The sequence below is a fragment of the Lentzea sp. NPDC058436 genome (assembly GCF_042721515.1).
Classification (GTDB): domain Bacteria; phylum Actinomycetota; class Actinomycetes; order Mycobacteriales; family Pseudonocardiaceae; genus Lentzea.
This window is the reverse complement of the sequence record NZ_JBHXLF010000003.1, coordinates 609,761-627,403: the sequence shown is the minus strand read 5'-3', so window position 1 is coordinate 627,403 and position 17,643 is coordinate 609,761. Positions and strand designations below refer to the sequence as shown.

The 17,643-nt window shown below is 69.2% G+C and carries 14 protein-coding genes; 8 read left to right on the top strand and 6 right to left on the bottom strand.

The features are described 5' to 3' along the window. The first annotated feature begins 89 nt into the window (after positions 1-89). Entirely contained in the window at positions 90-1,229 is a 1,140-nt protein-coding gene (gene wecB / locus ACFWN2_RS16750) for a non-hydrolyzing UDP-N-acetylglucosamine 2-epimerase (RefSeq protein ID WP_382428372.1), read from the top strand. A 46-nt stretch (positions 1,230-1,275) separates the two neighbouring features. Here the strand turns inward: wecB and ACFWN2_RS16745 are convergent, their stop codons facing one another. Both ACFWN2_RS16745 and ACFWN2_RS16740 read right to left on the bottom strand, forming a co-directional pair. Then, positions 1,276-1,596 carry a hypothetical protein gene (locus ACFWN2_RS16745; protein WP_382428371.1) on the bottom strand — a complete coding sequence of 107 codons (321 nt, stop codon included), beginning with the start codon at positions 1,594-1,596 and terminating at the stop codon, positions 1,276-1,278. Positions 1,597-1,666: 70 nt separating this feature from the next. Next, entirely contained in the window at positions 1,667-2,320 is a 654-nt protein-coding gene (locus ACFWN2_RS16740) for a Crp/Fnr family transcriptional regulator (protein WP_382428370.1), read from the bottom strand. A 349-nt stretch (positions 2,321-2,669) separates the two neighbouring features. Here ACFWN2_RS16740 and ACFWN2_RS16735 point away from each other — a divergent pair, with 349 nt between their 5' ends. From ACFWN2_RS16735 to fxsT, 3 genes are read left to right on the top strand one after another with little or no spacing between them, the layout of a single operon-like run. Beyond that, positions 2,670-4,463: a hypothetical protein gene (locus tag ACFWN2_RS16735; protein WP_382428369.1), complete on the top strand. Its 1,794-nt coding sequence runs from the start codon at positions 2,670-2,672 to the stop codon at positions 4,461-4,463. Next, positions 4,460-5,530 (top strand): AAA family ATPase, encoded by a 1,071-nt coding sequence (locus tag ACFWN2_RS16730; RefSeq protein WP_382428368.1) that lies wholly within the window; start codon positions 4,460-4,462, stop codon positions 5,528-5,530. Before ACFWN2_RS16735 ends, ACFWN2_RS16730 begins: the two co-directional genes overlap by 4 nt. Position 5,531: 1 nt before the next feature. Then, positions 5,532-9,872: an FxSxx-COOH system tetratricopeptide repeat protein gene (fxsT, locus tag ACFWN2_RS16725; protein WP_382428367.1), complete on the top strand. Its 4,341-nt coding sequence runs from the start codon at positions 5,532-5,534 to the stop codon at positions 9,870-9,872. Positions 9,873-9,877: 5 nt separating this feature from the next. On the opposite strand, the gene ACFWN2_RS16720 is transcribed toward fxsT, so the two are convergent. The 3 genes from ACFWN2_RS16720 to map all read right to left on the bottom strand — a co-directional run bounded on the left by ACFWN2_RS16720 (position 9,878) and on the right by map (position 12,993). After that, positions 9,878-11,674, bottom strand: coding sequence for an aKG-HExxH-type peptide beta-hydroxylase (locus ACFWN2_RS16720; protein WP_382428366.1), 1,797 nt, complete (start codon positions 11,672-11,674; stop codon positions 9,878-9,880). Positions 11,675-11,676: 2 nt separating this feature from the next. After that, positions 11,677-11,868: a hypothetical protein gene (locus tag ACFWN2_RS16715; RefSeq protein ID WP_382428365.1), complete on the bottom strand. Its 192-nt coding sequence runs from the start codon at positions 11,866-11,868 to the stop codon at positions 11,677-11,679. Positions 11,869-12,168: 300 nt separating this feature from the next. After that, positions 12,169-12,993, bottom strand: a complete 825-nt coding sequence (map, locus tag ACFWN2_RS16710) for a type I methionyl aminopeptidase (RefSeq protein ID WP_382428364.1) — start codon at positions 12,991-12,993, stop codon at positions 12,169-12,171. Positions 12,994-13,116: 123 nt separating this feature from the next. On the opposite strand from map, the gene ACFWN2_RS16705 reads away from it, so the two are divergent. The 3 genes from ACFWN2_RS16705 to ACFWN2_RS16695 all read left to right on the top strand — a co-directional run bounded on the left by ACFWN2_RS16705 (position 13,117) and on the right by ACFWN2_RS16695 (position 14,538). Further along, a complete protein-coding gene (locus ACFWN2_RS16705; protein ID WP_382428363.1) occupies positions 13,117-13,671 on the top strand; it encodes an EF-hand domain-containing protein in 555 nt (184 codons plus the stop codon). A gap of 68 nt (positions 13,672-13,739) precedes the next feature. Further along, positions 13,740-14,213: a MarR family winged helix-turn-helix transcriptional regulator gene (locus tag ACFWN2_RS16700; RefSeq protein ID WP_382428362.1), complete on the top strand. Its 474-nt coding sequence runs from the start codon at positions 13,740-13,742 to the stop codon at positions 14,211-14,213. Between the two features lie 13 nt (positions 14,214-14,226). Continuing rightward, positions 14,227-14,538: an antibiotic biosynthesis monooxygenase gene (locus ACFWN2_RS16695; RefSeq protein ID WP_382428361.1), complete on the top strand. Its 312-nt coding sequence runs from the start codon at positions 14,227-14,229 to the stop codon at positions 14,536-14,538. Here the strand turns inward: ACFWN2_RS16695 and ACFWN2_RS16690 are convergent. Then, positions 14,523-15,989 carry a tannase/feruloyl esterase family alpha/beta hydrolase gene (locus ACFWN2_RS16690; protein WP_382428360.1) on the bottom strand — a complete coding sequence of 489 codons (1,467 nt, stop codon included), beginning with the start codon at positions 15,987-15,989 and terminating at the stop codon, positions 14,523-14,525. The genes ACFWN2_RS16695 and ACFWN2_RS16690 overlap by 16 nt on opposite strands. Before the next feature lie 93 nt (positions 15,990-16,082). Here ACFWN2_RS16690 and ACFWN2_RS16685 point away from each other — a divergent pair, with 93 nt between their 5' ends. Beyond that, positions 16,083-17,642 carry a serine/threonine-protein kinase gene (locus ACFWN2_RS16685; RefSeq protein WP_382428359.1) on the top strand — a complete coding sequence of 520 codons (1,560 nt, stop codon included), beginning with the start codon at positions 16,083-16,085 and terminating at the stop codon, positions 17,640-17,642. Position 17,643 lies beyond the last annotated feature (1 nt).

The window sequence follows — 17,643 nt, the reverse complement described above, 5'->3', positions numbered from 1 at the left end:
CACGCTTGTGCGGCAACACTTTCGAGCGATATCCCACGCAACTCTTTCGAGTGAACGTGGGCGGGATTTGCCCGGTTTCGTCAAGATCGATGAAGTACCTTGCCGCGGTGCGGGAAACGAACACCGTGACGATCGTCTGCGGCACAAGACCGGAACTGATCAAACTCGCGCCGCTCGTGGAGCACTTCGGCAGCGCGTGCACCATGATCTACACCGGCCAGCACTACGACCGCTCGATGTACTCGCTCATCCGCCGTGATGTGCCGGAACCGGGCGGCTTCCACGAACTGAGGCTCGGCGGCCTGCGCCGCGGCGACCAGCTGGGTCGCGCCGTCTCGGCCGTGGACGAGGTGCTGGCCTCGGAACGCCCTGCGGCCGTGATCGTGCAGGGCGACACGACCTCCGCACTGGCGGGAGCGTTGGCGGCCAACGCCTGCGACGTGCCGCTGGTGCACGTGGAGGCGGGTCTGCGCAGCTACGACCGCGCCATGCCGGAAGAGCACAACCGCGTGCTCATCGACCACCTGTCCGACCTCTGCTGCGCGCCGACGTCGTTGAACCGCCACAACCTCCTGGCCGAAGGCGTCGCCGACAGCCGCATCGCCGTCACCGGCAACACCGTCGTCGAGGCGCTGGTCCACGCGCTGCCGTCGGCCGACGAGGAGGACGCGGTCCTGGGCGACCTCGGCCTGAAGCACGACCGCTACGTCCTGGCGACGATCCACCGCCCGGAGAACGTGGACGACGCCGCCAACCTGGAGACCATCCTGCGCGAGCTGGGGCAGCTCCCGCTCCCCGTCGTGCTCCCGCTGCACCCGCGCACCGCCCAGCGCATCACCGCGTTCGGCCTGGAGACGCTGCTGCACGGCCTCCAGGTGATCGAACCCCAGCCGTACCGCCCCTTCCTGGCCCTGGCGCACGCGTCTGCTGTGATCGTGTCGGACTCCGGCGGCATCCAGGAGGAGGTCAGCGTGCTGAAGCGGCCCGTCGTGGTCGTGCGGCGCAGCACCGAACGCCCGGAGATCGAGGGCACGTTCGGCACCCTCGTCCCGCCCGGCCCGCTCGTGAGCGCCGAAGTGCTGCGCTGGCTGGACGACGTCGAGGGCCACCGGGCCGCACTGCGGGAGATCCCGTCGCCGTACGGCACCGGCTCGCCCTCGGAACTGATCGCCTCGGCGGTGCGCGCGATGCTGGAACCGTTGCGGGAGCCGGTGTCCGTCGCCGGCTGAGCTGGGCGGTGTGGCCGCGCCCCCCTACGCCGCGGCCACACCTGGTTCAGAGCCGCACCAGCGTCATCGGCTGGTCCGGGCCGACCTCCTCTGCGGGAAGCTCGTCCTGTGAACGTGATCGCAACGCACGCCCGGACGCGATGACGGCGTGCCACGTGTCCCACACCGCGATGAGCGCCGCCGACAACACCACCGACGCGGCGACGGCGAGCACGCCGTCGTCCTCGAGCAGCACCACGGCGGCGACGACCGCCCAGAGTTCCACGGCCGTGAAGACGACCGCGAACAGCACCCGTTCGGTGTGCTTGCGGCGCGCACGCGCCAACTGCTTGTGCGAACCGGGTTCCGGCAGAACGTGGCGCTTCATGATCTCTCCCCTGGTGGCCTGCTCGTTGCCTGCACCCCAAGGGAAGCGCGGCCGGCCGGAAACGTCTGCGTCAAATGCCGCACAACGCGCGCAGTTCGTCCTCGCGGAGGATCTCGACGCGAGTGCGGTGGGTCGCGATGATCCCGGCCTCGCGCAACTCCTTCAACGCCCGCACCAGCGTCTCACGCGAGATGCCCGCGATGGCGGCGAGCTCGCGCTGGCTGATCGGCACCGTCGCGATCATGTCGCTGGCATCCCGGTGGGCGAGGCCGAGCAGCATGCCCCCCACCCGCTGCAACGAGGGGCCGGTCCTCAGGTCCTGCTGGTCGGCCGCGGCCCGATGGCGCGACACCACCACCCGCAACACGGCCCACATGATCCGCGGCTGCCTCTCGCACAGGCTGATGAACGCGGGAGCGGTGATCAGCACACCCTCGACGACGTCCACCGCGGTGAGCGTCGCGGAACGCCCCTGCCCGTCGATCGCGGCGACCTCGCCGATGATGTCGCCGGCCCCGCGCACGGCCAGCAACGTCTCCTCACCGCCGAGCGCGAACCGGCTGACCCGCACCCGCCCGCGTGACACGACCAGCACGTTCCGCGTCTCGTCCCCCTGGTGGCAGATCACGGTTCCCGCGTCGAACCTCCTGCGGATCGCCGCCGCCAGCACCGCCGCGCGCTCCGGCTCGTCGAGCAATCCCCAGAACGGCCGGCCGATCCCCATGCTTCCATGATTCACGGAACAGCACGGCGGTCACTGCCCCGATCGATCTAATCGGGCGGCCTTTCGAGCAGGCAGGAGTAACGGCGCGCCACGACAGGGCGACGATCCCGGCGGATCGTGCCGGTGGACCGCTCGTCCTATCGCGTGAAATCTCGGATCGGGCGGTCCGACAGCTCGTTGGTGTGAAGGGAATCCTGCTGTAGTTACGCACGAGTGTCTGCTGTGCGAGATCCCACGGGGTGGAACTGGGCCTTGTGCGTCAAACGGCGCGCAGCCCGGCCGGTCGGTCTGGTACACGACGAATCGGCTCGCCGGCAGCCGCCGGCGTCATGTCGTGGGAAGGACGGTCGTGCCCCTCTCGCCACCGACCGAACACCGGACGATCGTCGCCGTCGACGTCGCCGAGTTCACCCGCCCGGACCGCACCACCGCGGACCAGCTCGCGGTGCACAAAGGTCTCTACGGCGTGTTGCGGGCCGCGCTCACCGCCGCGGGAGCGGTGGTGGACGACTGCGACATCGAGGACCGCGGTGATGGCGCGCTCATCCTGATCCCGGCGTCGGTGAGCAAGAGCGAGCTCGCCGACAAGCTGCCCGACCGCCTGGCCGCCGAGATCCGCCGCCACAACGCGACTCACGCGCGAGGTGCGCAGTTCACCCTCCGGGTGGGGATACACGCCGGGGACATCCGCAAGAACGACAACGGCTGGGTGGGCAACGCCGTGGTGCTGGCATGCCGAATCCTCGACGCGGAGGAGGCGAAGACGCAGTTGAGCACGTCAGGGCGACTCGTCGCGTTCATCTCCAGCTCGTACTTCTTCGAGGAGATCATCAGGCAGGACCCGGCCAGCGCACCGGGTTCCTACCGCCGCATCGACGTCTCGGTGAAGTCGTTCGAGGGGCAGGCCTGGCTGCGGCTGCACGGCGACGGCTGGGAGCCCGCCGCGGCGCCGCCCGCCCTCGTAGGCGCACCGGCCAGCGACGACGACGTCGTCGTGCGGGCGCTGTTCCCCGCCGACGAGCTGAAGGTCGTGCAGGGCCTCCTGTCGGGGGTGGAGACCGATCGCCTGTCGCTGATCGTCAGCCGCGCCACGCGCGCGAGGATTCCGGTGCCTCGCTTTCGCTCCGCGTGGGACGCCTTTCTCAACCTCGCCGACGTCAATTCGGGCCCCGATGGAATTCCTCCCGCTCTGGAATTCCTGGAACTGCTCGCCGCGGACATCGGCGACGACAACGCGGGAGAGCTGACGTCCTGGGTCGCGCAGAAGATTCACACCCTGCGGCGCACCGGGGAGCAGGAGGAACGGGTCGCCTCCAGAATTCCGCTGCCCGCCGAACCTCAGCTGCACCTCATGATCGTGATAGAGCTGGACGCCATCGACCCCACCCGCTGCGTCCTTTCCTTCTGGCGTCAGGACGACCCGCTGGAGTGGCCCCCACCGCGCGGCGGGGTGTGGGAGCTGGCGGTGGACGAACTGGAGCAGCGAATCGACGACGTGATCGTCAAGGCGGAGAGCACGTGGTCCGACCAGGCTATTTCCGTCGCTCTGGAATTCGTGATGCCCCGCCCGTTGCTGCAAATGCCGATCATGGCCTGGCAGAAGGAGCGCGGGTCCGGGTTCCCGCGACCGCTGGTCTACGATTATCCTTTGGCGCTCAGGTCTCTTGAGCGAATGCGATCCGCTCACTGGCACCGTCTTTGGCGCATCAGGTGGGATTCGGCTGTCGACGACCACCCGTCGTTGCAGAGAATTCACCCGTACGGATCAGCGGGAACCAAGGAGAATCCGATCGATGCCGTGCTGAGTGAATCCACGTGGGTTGGAATGGTGATGGACGAGCCGCCCTCCGCGCGGCCGGATCCGAGCGCCGGGCCGGACGCGCTGACCGCCGCGTTGCGGGCGGGCGTGCCCCTGGTCGTCTGGCACCCCCGTGCGAGCGCCGAGGACCTGCGTGAGCTCGTCGGCCGCCTCGTCGCCGGTGACGGCGGCATCTCCGGGATGCCCGGCCGCCACCGCGCCGCCCACTTGGCCGCGACCGAGGACGACCTCATCCGCAACCTCGTCGTGCTGCTCGACGACCCGAATCGGAAAATCGTTCCCGGCGGACCTTCTTCGCCGACGTCGAGTGGGGGCAGCAAATGAGTGTGCGCGAACGCGGTCAGGACGGGCGTCGTGCGGGAACCGACGCGCCGGACTGGTGGATATATCGCGGCACGGGCAGGGAGATCCACGACATCGATCTCGCCGATCTGCTTCCGCCTCCGCCGCCGTGGCGCGATTTCCAGGGCGGGCCTCTTCCGGAGAACGACGTGCCGCCGGGGGACGAAGGAGAGGCGGATCGCAGGCTCGGGCCGGAGATCAACCTGGCCGAGTCGGACGTCGACGCGCACGAACTGGACGTCGTCAACGCCGCCCTGTACCTGCGCAGGCCTCTGTTGCTCACCGGAAAGCCGGGAGTGGGGAAGTCCTCTCTCGCCTGGCGCGTTTCCCGGGAATTACGTCTGGGTCGTGTGCTCAGGTGGTCGATCACGAGTCGCACCACTTTGAACTCCGGATTATTCGACTACGACGCCATCGGCCGGGTGCAGGCGGCCGCGAGCCGGGCGCAGTCGAACAACGGTGACGAAGCGCCCATCGGTGAATTCGTGCGGCTTGGGCCATTGGGCACCGCATTCCTGCCGCGAAGGCTTCCCCGCGTCGTGCTGATCGATGAGCTCGACAAGTCGGAGTCGGACCTGCCCAACGATCTGCTGAGCATTTTCGAGGACGGCGAGTTCGTCATTCCGGAACTGGCCCGCGTGCGGAACCAGACCCGCGAGGTCACCGTTCACACGAACGACCCCAACGGGACGGCGACGGTCGTGGACGGCCGAGTCGGCTGCCGCGCCTTCCCGATCGTCATCATGACGAGCAACGGCGAGCGCGAGTTCCCGCCCGCGTTCCTGCGCCGCGTGCTGCAACTGGAGATCAAGGACCCGACGGCCGAGCAGCTGGCCGCCATGGTGGCCAACCACCTCCTCGACGGCCAGGGAGAACACCGCGTCCGGCTGGTGCGCGAGTTCATCGTGAAGAGCCGCGCGGAGGGCGGGCTGCCAGCCGACCGCCTGCTGGACGCCGTCTACCTCGCGACGTCCGGCGCGTACCAGCCGGACGACGCGGCGTGGCAGCGGTTGCTCGATTCCTTGTGGCGCAGACTGACGGAGCTGTGACGTGAACGGCCTCGGAGGTCTGGGCTGGACCGACGTCGGGGACGTCGTGTGGCTGGCTGCCGCGATGGGCGGCGTGCCCGAAAGCCGGGAGGACGATCCCGGCGATCCGGATCCACCCGTTCCCCTGAGGCCGCCGCCCGCCGAGGTCGAGCGCGAGGAGACGCCCGCGCCCGCCGAATCCGAAGCCGAGCCCGAACCGGAGACCACGTCTGTCGCTGAGCCCCCGCCTGTCCCGGAACGGGCGGAGGCGGTCGAACTCCCGCCGAGCGGTGAGGACGAGGAACGAGGAGAGCTCCCGCTGGCCGCAGTGGTCACGCCGGCGCTCACCGAGATGCTGGAGTGCTTCCGAGCGTTGCGGCCGCTGAAGCGTCAGGTGCCTTCTTTCCGTTACGGCTCAACGGTCCTGGACGAGGTGGCGACCGCAGAGCACATGGCGAGCACCGGCACGTGGTGGCCCATCACCCGGTCGTGTCCGGAGCGTTGGCTCGATCTGACCGTCGTTTTGGACGACAGTCCGTCCATGTCGCTGTGGCGGCCGAAGGTCGTCGCGTTCCTGGAGATGCTCGCGCGGCTGGGCGCCTTCCGCACGATCCAGTTCCGCTTGGTCGACGTCGTCCGCAACGAGGACGGCACGGAGGTGCCGGTGTTGCGCGGTGGTACGCCCGGTGCGCCCGCGCGCGACCCGGCGGAGGTGCTCGACGTCTCCGGCCGCAGGGTGATGCTCCTCGTGACGGACGGCGTCGGCGGCGTCTGGCGACCGGGCCTGCTCAACCCGATGCTCGCGCGGTGGGCGCGGTCCATGCCCGTGAGCGTGCTGCACCTGCTGCCGCAGTGGCTTTGGGGTCGCGGTTCCGTGCCGCTGCACCGCGCCAACCTCACCGTGCCGGCCGCGATGCGCCCCAACAGCCGCTGGACCTGCGACCTGCCCGACGCGTGGCTGGAAGAGGACCCGCAGGCGCACCTGCGCGACGGCGCCGTGCCCGTGCCGGTGATCGAACTGCAACCGCGCTACCTGAAGTGGTGGGCGCGCCTGATCACGGCGGGCCACCGCGGCCCGGCCGCCGGCACGGTGGTGCTGGCCACCCGTGAGGCCACGGCCGCGCCGGACGGAGCCCTGTCGGCGAACGAGCACGTGGGCAGGTTCAGAAGCCTCGCCTCACCTCCCGCGCTGCGCCTGGCGACGTTGATGGCGGCAGTCCCGGCCCACCCCGAAGTCGTCAAACTCATTCGGCGTCGATTCGTCCCGGAGGCGAAAACTGAGCACCTGAGCGAATTGCTTCTGAGTGGAGTCGTGCACTATTCTCCCGCGAGTGGTGGTGTTCCAGGATGGGACTCCACTGCTTTTGTGTTTCCCGAGAGAGTGCGAGAACTGCTGCTCAACGGTGCCCGGCGGTCCGAAACCGCGGGTGTCGTGCAAACGGCTGCTGCGGTATTCGGGGATCGTATTCCGGTACTGAGGCGTCTTCGTGACGCCATCGTGGACCCGGATGGTGCCCCGGACCCGGTTCCCTCCGTTTCGACAGCCGCTGAAGTCGGGCTCCAGCGTGCGGTGATGGGGGCGTTGTCGGGTCCTTACCTCTCACGCGCTGATCGCCTGGGCGACGCGATGAAACGCGGCGGCGCAGCTTCTGAATCAATCAAGCCCAGTGCGACTAGGATAGCGAGCAAGGAAATGCCCGATGCGGCCGAGCGCGCCAGCAAGACGACGGTATCCGAACCACCTGCGCATTCCGCATCGGACGTGGCGCAATTCGCCGGGTCGCGCGGCGTCGACCTTCCCGAGGTGAGCGGTATGACAGTTCTTCCCGCTTCGAGCTCGCGGACGTTTCACGAGCGGAGGTCGGATGATCCCCCGGTCATCTGGGGAAATGTGCCGCCGCGAAATCCGAACTTCACCGGCCGCGAAGAACTGCTGGACCAGCTGGGCAAACGCCTGACCGCCGGTGGCGCCACCGCGGTGCTTCCGTCCGCGCTGCACGGCATGGGCGGTATCGGCAAGACGCACATGGCGACCGAGTACATCTACCGCCATCTGCAGGACTACGACCTCATCTGGTGGATCGAGGCGGCCCGCCCGACCCAGATCCGCGCCGCCCTCACCGAACTGGCCCGTCAGCTCGGCCTCCCCGGCGCCACCGAGGCGAACACCGCCGTCCCCGCCGTCCGCGAGGCACTGCGCGTCGGGCGGCCGTTCCGGCGCTGGCTGCTCGTCTTCGACGCGGCGGAGAGCCCTGAGGAGGTCCGTCCGTTCTTCCCGACCAACGGTCCCGGCAAGGTGCTGATCACCTCCCGCAACCCGGACTGGGCAGGGGTGGCACGTCCGCTGGAGCTCGCGGTGTTCGACCGCGCCGAGAGCATCGAGCTGCTCGGCAAGCGCGGCCCGCACATCGACGAGGCCGACGCGAACGTGCTCGCGGAGAAGCTCGGAGACCTTCCACTGGCCGTCGAGCAGGCCGCGGCCTGGCGTGCGGTCACCGGTATGCCCGTCAGCGAGTACCTGAGGCTGTTCGACGAATCTGTCGCGGAGATCCTCAGCACGTCCGCCGAGACCGACCTGGAGGACGAGCGGTCGGTCGCCGCGGCCTGGAACGTGTCGTTCGACGAGCTGAAGAAGCGCAACCCGGCGGCGCACCAGATCCTGCACGTCTGCGCGTTCTACTCACCGGAGCCGATCTCGCGCGACCTGTTCACCGGGGTCAGCCGGGTGTCGATCTCCCCGGAACTGGACGCGGCACTGCGCGACCCGATCAAACTCGCCAGGGCCATCCGCGACATCAACCGCTACGGTCTGGCGAAGATCGACCACGGCAACAACACCCTGCAGCTGCACCGGTTGGTCCAGCTGGTGCTGCGCAACCGCACGATGGCGCCCCAGGTGCACGCGCAGATGAACCACGGAGCGCACCAGCTCCTGGCCAGCCTCGACCCGAACGACCCCGATTCGAGCAAGCACTGGTCGCGTTACCGCGAGCTGTTGCCGCACGCCTACGCGTCCGACATCGTCGACTGCGACGAGGACTGGCCCCGGCAGCTCATCATCAACGTTATGCGTTTCCTCTCCGCGTGGGGCGACCACGACGAGGCCGCGCGTCTGGCCGAGCAGGTCAGCGAGGCGTTCGAACGCAAGCTGGGTCCCACTCATCCGCAGTCGTTGTACGTCGCCGCACGTCTCGGCCTCTACCTGTGGGGTGTGCGTAGGTACGAGGAAGCATCGCGGATCAACCAGCGCACTCTCCAGCGTCAGATCTCGGTGACCGGCGAGGACAGCGAGGAGGTGCTCACGGTCCAGGCCAACGTCGTGACCGACTTCCGGGCACAGGGGGACTTCGCCACCGCGGCCAAGCTGAGCGAGGAGATCCTCAGCAAGTCCAAGCGGCTGTTCGGCGAGGACGATCCGGAGACGCTCAAAGCCGCTTACCAGCACGGCATCAGCCTCCGGTTGTCCGGTGAGTACGTGGCGGCCGCCGAGCTCGACCGGGACACCGCCAACCGCCGCAGCGAGGTGCTCGGGCCCGACCACCCGAGGACGGTCAGCAGCTACGCCGCGGAGATCGTCGACAGGCGCGAGGCGGGCGAGTACATGCGTGCCCGGATCGACATGGAGAAGTTCGTCGAGACGTACAAGATGCGTCTTCCCGCGGACCATCCCGACCAGTCGACGCGGTTGTTCCTCCTGTCGGTGTTGCGGCGCAAGGACGGTGACCATGGGCGAGCGCTGGAACTGTCCGCCCCGGCACTCGCCCAGTTCACGCTGCTGTACGGGCCCGACCACCTGACCCGCTTGGCCTGTGCCGTGGCACATTCGATCGATCTTCGTCACGCTGGAGACCTCGGCGCCTCGAAGACGCTGGGCGAGGAGACGTTCGAGCGGTATCGGCGCGTTCTGGGCGAAGGTCACCCGCACGCCGTCCTCGTGACCGTCGACCTGGCGGTGACGATGCGGCTCAAGGGGGAGGTGGCCGAAGCGAGGGAGCTCGACGAACGGGCACTGGAGATCTTCCGCGGCGGTCTCGGCCCGAACCATCCCTACGCGATCGTCGCCATGATCAACCTGGCGAGCGACCTCGCCGCCCTCGGCGAGATCGACCGGGCGATCGCTCTGGGGCAGGACGCCGTGCAGCGTGGCGGCAGGGTGCTCGGCCTCAACCATCCCACCTTGCTGGCGGCGTCGCTGAACCTCGGACACGACCTCAGGGCAGCGGGTCGTCCGGAGGAGGCCGCACCGCACCACGAGCCGGTGCTGGACAGGTACCGCAAGGTGCTGGGCGAAGGGCACCCCGGCACCGTCGCCGCGATCAAGGGGATGAGGGCGAACTGCGACATCGACCCGATCCTGATGTAGTGGTCTCAGCCGGAGACGAGCTGGCCCAACCAGCGGGCGAGCGTCTCCGGCGTCGGTATGTCACGTGCGGTGCGCCGGAGTTCTCGGTGCACCGCACGCACCATTTCCGGGCAGTGCAGCAGAGCGCGCGCGGCCGGGTTGGGACCGGCGGCGTTCAGGGCGAGTCCCAGTCCTACCAGCGAGACGGGCCGGTCGGGGTCGGAACGCAGCTCCGCGCGGTAGCCGTCGGCGGCCTCGGCGTGACGTCCGGTGATCAGGGCGAAGTCCGCCTCGGTGGCACCGGGCACCGCCCCCCAGTGCTCGCGGCCCTCGTGGCTCAGGCCGAGGCGCAGCAACGTCGCGCGGCTTCGCGACCACGGTCCGTCCGGCACCGGCGTCGGCGGGAGATCGGCCGGCGCCGGGACGACCGGCGGCCGCGCTCTCCCGGCCAGCCAGGCATCGACCGTCGCGGAGACGACCGGGGGATCCGGCCGGTGGTGTCGCAGGAGCCAGCCGGCCCGGTGATCGGCGGCGAGCAGTTCGGTCAGTTCCAGGACGTCTGCGGGTACCGGATCCTGCTGCCACGGTTCGAGCACCTCGGCGATGCCGTCGAGGAATCGCCGCCCTGCCTCGGTCAGCGTCGCGTCCCCGCGCAGGGACAGCAGTGTCCGCCAGGCCTGGCCGCGCCAGTGGGCGAACTCGAACGTTGCCCGCCGCGATGCGCTGGATCGGGCTGCGCTGCGCCAGAAGGCGGTGACGCCGAAGAACGCGAACACACCCTGATATGCACCGCTGAGAGGGCGGGGATCGTCCCGCCAGGGCACGTAGATCCTCTCCGTGCGGTCGTTCTCGTACAGCCGCGCCAAGTGGAGGACGCCTCCGAGCACGATGTGCTGGTGCTCGTGCACCAGGGTGGCTGCCAGGTCCGCGGCATCCTCCGGCAGCCCGATCACGGCGCTGCCGAAGGCCTCACCGGTCGACGCGCTCGGGTTCTGGAACGGCACGTTCGGCTTGGGCACCACCGAGTCCAGGCCGGCGGCGACCATCCCGGCCAGCTCCGGTGTGGCGCCTCGCAGCAGGTCCCACGCCTCGCTCAGCAGGCGTCGCCACGTGCTGGTCTCGGTGCTCCCCAACCGGTTGGGCGGAATCGGCTCGTGCAGCCCGCGATAAGGATCAAGGTCGTCCAGGGTCACCGAGAGTCGGTGCTTCGCGTCGCCGGCACGGCACGTGCGCAGTGCCCACCAGCCGGGGGAGTCGGCGTCGAGTCTCGCCGGTAGCCGGACTTCACTGGTCGCGTCGCGGACCTGGTAGCGCCCGCGCCCGCCCCTCACCACGGCCGTGGAGAAGCGATCCGCGGTGCGCAACCGCGCCGTCCCCAGTGATGGCAGGGAGGCGTTGCCCTCCCACAGCGGCACCTCGATCTCGAAGTCCAGATCGGCTGTGATCGCCGCCGCGGCCGCGAGCGCGTGCACGTGGCCGAGGTGGATCCACAGTGGACAAACGCCGTCCACGCCGTTGGTCAGCAACCTCGTCGAGTACCCGGCCCAGCTTCCGGTGTACGGATGTGCGAACACCCGGTCTAGGGCCGCCGGTGACACGTTCTCGACTCGCGCGAGCAGGTCCCAGACCGCTTCGAGTGGCGGCAGCGGCCCGAACGCTCCTGGCGTTTTGGCTGAGGACTCGAGCAGCGCGTGCACCAGGAGCTTGCGTCTGCTGAGTTCGGCTCCGCGCAACCGGCCGATCATGGACGCGTCGCCGTTCAGACGAGCGAAGGCGTCGAAATCGGCCCACGGCATGCGGTGGAAAGGGGTGGGCTGCGGCATGATCAGTCGATTCGCTCACCGCCCGATTCGTTGGAGCTTCTGTAGCCCGCGCTGACGAGCGAGGCTCGTTCCACGACGTGCCGCAGGGAGCGCCGCAGGACGTCGCTGTCCAGGTCGCGCAGCCTCGTGAAGGGGACGCCTTCGAGGTCGATCAGCGCGGATTCCAGGTCCGGCTCCAAGCCCGATGAGCTCATGGTGTCGATTCCCCTCACGCCGGGTACCGGTCAGTGCAGGCGATTCCATGATGACGCAACAATGAGTGCTTCAGGTAGACCGATGCCTTGCGTTTCCTTGCGCCGAAACGACCAACCGGTGTGCGCTGACCTGGAATTGGACACGAATTGGAAGCCTTTTGGCGGAAGGGTTTTCCTCGCCGCCGTGATGTCGGGCCGTGACGGGCGCTGGTCGCCGGTCCGCCGCCGTTCGGTTGGTGTCCGTTGTGGACGGTGATCCCGGCGATGTCGAGGGCGGCGGCGCGGCGACTGGCCCTGCGGCTAGCCCTGGGGTGTTCCTGCCTGGGACGACGTGGAATCCGGCCGCGCCGCGAGCTCGCTCTTGCGGCGCGTCAGCACCAGCGGGCCGTCCTCGGTGATCGCGACCGTGTGCTCGGAGTGCGCCGTGCGCGAGCCGTCGGCGGACCGCAGCGTCCAGCCGTCCTCGTCGTAGATGATCTCGTCGGTGGTGGCGGCGAGCCACGGCTCGATCGCGACGGTGAGACCGGGCTTGAGCTTCATGCCGTGCCGGCGGCGCCCGTTGTTCGAGATGTGCGGTGACTCGTGCATGGTCCGTCCGATGCCGTGCCCGCCGAACTCCAGGTTGGGCGTGTACCCGAACTGGCCGCAGACCTCGCCGATCGCAGCCGAGATGTCACCGATGCGGTTGCCGACCTGCGCCGCCTCGATCGCGGCCGCCAGCGCCACCTCGGTGGCCCGGATCAGTCGCTGGTCCTCCTCGCGAGGCGTGCCGACGATCACGGTCATGGCCGAGTCGGCCGCCCACCCGTCGATGAGGACGGCGATGTCCATGGTCAGCACGTCGCCGTCGGCCAGCACGTAGCTCTTGGGCAGCCCGTGCAGCACCGCGTCGTTGACGGCGAGACACGTGACGTTGCGGAACGGCCCGCGCCCGAACGACGGCGAGTAGTCCCAGTAGCAGGACACCGCTCCGCGTTCCTGCAGCATGTGACGTGCGTGGTGCTCCAGGTCGAGAAGGTTCACGCCCACCGCGGCCTTGGCGGAGAGCTCGTCGAGCACCTCCGCGATGAACTGGCCGGTGACGTGCATGCGCTCGATCTCGGCGGGGGACTTGAGCTCGATCAACGTGTTCCTCCATCAGCGGGTGCCGGTATAACTATACCGGCTTCGCGGAACCGGCTGAACAACACCACCCAGGAGGGGGACGCGCGTTGCATCTGCCCAGCCGCGTCACCACAGTGCCTGATCATGAAGCAGGTGCTGCAGCACAGGATCGACTCGACCTTCGCCCACTACGACGCGAACCGCAACGGCGTCATCGAACTGGCGGACATCTACGCACTGGCCAACCGCCTGCTCCAGGCGTACGGCGAACCGGCGTCCTCCGACCGCGGCCGGGACCTCGTGGAGGCCTACGACAGGTTCTGGGAGATGCTCGCCGAGCACTGCGACACCGACCGCGACGGCCGCATCGGCCCGGAGGAGTACCGCGCGGCCATGATCGAGGCCTTCGTGGAGGGCGGCCCGATCAACCTGGACTTCCTTGAAGTCGTTCAGTCCCTGCTCGCCCTCATGGACACGAACGGCGACGGCCGTGTCGACGCCGCCGAGTTCGGGGTGCTGCTCAAGGCGCGCGGGCTGTCCGCCGAGGAGTGCCTGACCGCGTTCTCGCACCTCGACACGGACGGCGACGGGGCGATCAGCGTGCAGGAGTACGTGGCGGCGGTGCGGGACTTCTACACGAACCCGGCGGAGGACACGCCCGGCAGCTGGCTGTACCCGAGGTCGCTGCAGCGCGCCTGACGCCGGAAACGTGAGGGAACCACGCAAGTCCGGCCCGTCCGCGTGAACCCCGCCGCTAGGGTGATCCGATGGTGACCCGTGCGGAACGCAACGCCTCCAACCCGGATCTGGGAGTCCTGTCGGGCCGCCTCCTGTTCGCGGTCCAGAGGGAGCTCTTCGAAAGCCTCGCAGACCTGGGGTTCGGCGACCTGAAGCACCGCCACGGCGCGGTGCTGGCCTACCTGGACCCGGAAGGGGTTCGCGCGACGGACCTCGCGAACCTCTCCGGGCAGCACAAGCAGATCATCGGAACGCTGGTCGACGAGCTGGAGGTGCTCGGCTACGTCGAACGCAGACCGGACCCCAGCGACCGCCGGGCGAAACTGGTCTGCCCGACGGGCCGCGGCCTCGCGCAGATGAAGGCCGCGGACCACATCATGGCCGCGATCCAGGACCGGCACGCCGAACGGGTCGGCGAAGGCGAGTACGCGCACTTCAAGCGCATCTTGGAGGACATCACCGAGCACCAGCGGGTCAGGTCTGGATATAGTCATAAATCGTGACTATCATCAACCTATGACTACTTCGGTGGAACTGACCCGCTTCCGCGTCAAGCCCGAGAACGTCGAGGCGCTGCTCGCCGCCCGGCCGGCCATGATCGCGGACTTCGAGGCCGACCGGGAGGGCTTCCGAGGTGCCCGGCTCGTGCGGCTGCCGAACGACGAGTGGCTCGACATCGTCGAGTGGCGCACCTCCGCGGACTACGCCGCCTCCAGCGCCAAGGGCCCGAACCTCCCCGGCGTCAAGGCGTTCTTCGCCGCGATCGACTCGCTCGTGGTCGCCGAGGAGGGTGTGCTCTCCGAGCAGGGGACTCAGAGGCAGCGGTAGCTGGAAGCCGCCTTCGGGTCGCCGTGGACGTACCGCGACACCTTCGGATACGCGCAGAGATCACGGGTCGCGTCACCGGAAGCCGCCGTGAGGGTGGCCGGAGCCTTGCCGCGTTCGACCCAGTCGACGAGCTGGCCCAACGCGTTCGTCGGCTGCGCGCCGGCACCGCCGAAGCAGTGGTCGACGCCGGGTGCGGTGAACAGGCGGTAGAAGTCGTTCACGTACCCCATCCGCCGCTCGACCGCATCGCGGTACCGCAGGGTGCCGCCGGGCGGGATGAGCTGATCGTTGGTGCCGACGAACGTGATCAGCTTGCCGCCCGAGCGGCGGAACGCCGACAGGTCAGGGTCCGAGGTGCCGATGACGCCGTCGTACTCGCGCACCGACTGGCGGAACAGGTCGCGGTACTGCGCGTAGGTCAGCTTCGAGGTGTCGAAACCGGGCTGCTTCAACAGGAAGCTCTGCACCCACAGCGCGGCGACGGGGAAGCCCGGGCCGGACGCGCCGGGCAGCGTGCCTGCGAGCCACACCGGGTCGGCGCCCTTCGGCAGACCCGGCCACAGGCTGCGGCCGCGTTCGTCGGTGGGGCCGTCCCAGATCTTGCGCATGACGTCGGCGTCGGCCTTCGTCACGGTCACCTCGGCGCCCTCGCAGAGGATCTTCGCGCCGATGAGCTGACGAGGGTCGTAACCGCACCGGTCCGGGCGGTCGACGATGCCGTTCACGACGCGGTCGTTCCCGTCGCACGCCTGCACCGCCGCCTTGCGGAACGCGTCGAGCACGCAGTTGCCGACGACGTGCTTGTCGTTGCTCTGCACGACCTGCGGCCACAGCGTCGCGACGGCGAACCGCGACCAGTCGACGGCGGGAGCGTTGGCGAGGACGCCGTCGTAGTCGTCCGGGAAGTGCTGCGCCTCCGCGTAACCCTGGCGGCCACCGGTCGAGCAGCCGTTCCAGTACGAGTAGGTGACCGCACGCTGGTAGTGCCCGCGCACGACCTGCTTCGCGATCACGGCCGCCTCGTGCACCGAGCGCGTGGCGAAGTTGGTGAGCAGGGTCCGGTCCACGTCGCCGGCCGCCCAGCTCGTGTCGAGGCCGCCCAGCACGCCCGCGTCGGTCGTCACGGCGGCGAAGCCCTCTTGCAGGGCCTGGGCGAACGGCGCTCCCGTGTCACCCGCGGCGTACGCGCTGCCGCCGACGCCCTGCAACCGGCCCGTCCAGTTCCGGGGCAGGCCGACGACGACCTTCACGTGGTCGCCGGTGTGGGTCAGCGTCACGGTGATCTCGCAGTGCGCCTCCCGGCTCACGGCGTCCACCGACTCGATCTTCGCGCCCGCGGGGGCGGTGACCGCGACCTCCGCGCAGTCCGGGGTGCTCGCCGACGCCGGCGCGAGGGGCGCCAGACCGGTCAGGAGCAGCGTTGTGGCCAACAGCTTCGTCAGTCGTCTCACGCCGCGGGACGCTAGGTGGAGCCGCGCGGCCCTCGCGCCCGTCAGGTGACGCTGCCGGTGTACGTCACTGGACCGGGTGACAGACTTCCGCGCATGCGCGAGGTGGGCAACAGACGCTACCGGCTGGACCGCGAGCTGGGGCGGGGCGGCATGGGGGCCGTGTGGCTGGGGAAGGACACCGTTCTCGGCCGCGAGGTCGCGGTGAAGGAACTGCTGCTGCCCCAAGGCGTCCCGGCCGCGGAACGCGCTGTCTACCAGGAACGGGTGCTGCGCGAGGCGCGCATCGCGAGCCAGTTGCAGGACCCCGCCGTCGTCACCGTCTACGACCTCATCTCCGAGGACGACCAGACGTTCATCGTCATGGAGCTGATCAACGCCCCGACCCTGGAGTCGCTGGTCGAGACCTCAGGACCGCTCACCACCCGCGCGGCCGCGACGCTGGCGGGACAGCTGCTGAACGCGCTGGAGGCGGCGCACGCGTCCGGTGTCGTGCACCGGGACGTCAAGCCCGGCAACGTGATGGTGCCCGGCAGGGGCACCGCGAAGCTCACCGACTTCGGCATCGCCCAGTCCGTCGACGACCCCAAGCTGACGGCGACCGGCACGTTGATCGGCTCGCCCGCCTACATGGCGCCGGAACGCCTCGCGGGCGGTGACGCCTCACCCGCGTGGGACCTGTGGGCGTTGGGGGCCACGCTGTTCTTCGCCGTGGAGGCCCGTGGCGCGTTCGACCGCCCGACCACCTCGGCGACGATCCTCGCGGTGATGAGCGAACGCCCGGTGCCCCGCGTCACCGGACCGCTCGGCGAGCTGATCACCGGCCTGATGGAACCCGACCCCGCCCGCAGACTCGGTGTCGCGCAAGCACATCGGCTGATCGAACGCGCGCTCGTCGTCGCTGAGCTCCACCCGACCAGGCCGCCCCTGCTGACCGGCCCGGTGGTGGACGGCAGGCCGACGACGGCAGGCCCGACGCTCGCGACCGCCGTGCCCACCTCCGGCCCGGTGGCGATCGGCCAGTTCGCTCCCGCCCCGGTCTTCCCCGTCCCGCCGCGCCGCAAGAAGCCCGTCGGCCTGATCCTCTCGGCCACGCTCGTGCCGTTGTTCATCATCGGCGCGCTGATCTCCTTGTACATCACCGTGTTCAAGCCGATGTTCACGAGCTGGGGCCTGGGCGTGGTGGACGGCCCGGCGAGCACCGCCGCGATGCAACCCGTCCTGACGATCGGTCCCGGCGGCGACATCGCGGACGGCGTGGTGTCGATGGCGTTCCGCAACTCCTGCCTCACCTGGGTGCCCGCCAAGGACGTCCGCAAGATCGAGTCCAAGGACCGCGTCGGCTGCTACGCCGAGCACGACGTCGAGGTGCTCGACACCGTCCTGGCCAACACCGAGATCGAGAAGGACGTGCCGTACCCCGGCGCCGAGGAGCTGAAGAAGATCGGCGGCACCGGTTGCACGCGGACGTTCCTGTCGGACAAGGTGAACGGCCAGGACAAGGAGAAGACCCTGCGGTACTGGGTGATCATCCCGACCGCGGAGGCGTGGAAGGTGAAGACGGAGAACGGCTACCGCAGCTCGGACCGGCTGATCCACTGCTTCGTGGGCAAGGCGGACGGGACGAAGCTGGTGGAGCCGTTGATGAAGAGCTAGG

Bases quoted from the DNA above. Each gene is read 5' to 3' on its own strand.
- ACFWN2_RS16695 (WP_382428361.1), top strand. From the start codon at position 14,227: ATGACTACTTCGGTGGAACTGACCCGCTTCCGCGTCAAGCCCGAGAAC.
- ACFWN2_RS16715 (WP_382428365.1), bottom strand. From the start codon at position 11,868: ATGAGCTCATCGGGCTTGGAGCCGGACCTGGAATCCGCGCTGATCGAC.
- ACFWN2_RS16745 (WP_382428371.1), bottom strand. From the start codon at position 1,596: ATGAAGCGCCACGTTCTGCCGGAACCCGGTTCGCACAAGCAGTTGGCG.
- ACFWN2_RS16730 (WP_382428368.1), top strand. From the start codon at position 4,460: ATGAGTGTGCGCGAACGCGGTCAGGACGGGCGTCGTGCGGGAACCGAC.
- wecB (WP_382428372.1), top strand. From the start codon at position 90: ATGAAGTACCTTGCCGCGGTGCGGGAAACGAACACCGTGACGATCGTC.
- ACFWN2_RS16720 (WP_382428366.1), bottom strand. From the start codon at position 11,674: ATGCCGCAGCCCACCCCTTTCCACCGCATGCCGTGGGCCGATTTCGAC.
- ACFWN2_RS16740 (WP_382428370.1), bottom strand. From the start codon at position 2,320: ATGGGGATCGGCCGGCCGTTCTGGGGATTGCTCGACGAGCCGGAGCGC.
- ACFWN2_RS16700 (WP_382428362.1), top strand. From the start codon at position 13,740: ATGGTGACCCGTGCGGAACGCAACGCCTCCAACCCGGATCTGGGAGTC.
- ACFWN2_RS16685 (WP_382428359.1), top strand. From the start codon at position 16,083: ATGCGCGAGGTGGGCAACAGACGCTACCGGCTGGACCGCGAGCTGGGG.
- ACFWN2_RS16705 (WP_382428363.1), top strand. From the start codon at position 13,117: ATGAAGCAGGTGCTGCAGCACAGGATCGACTCGACCTTCGCCCACTAC.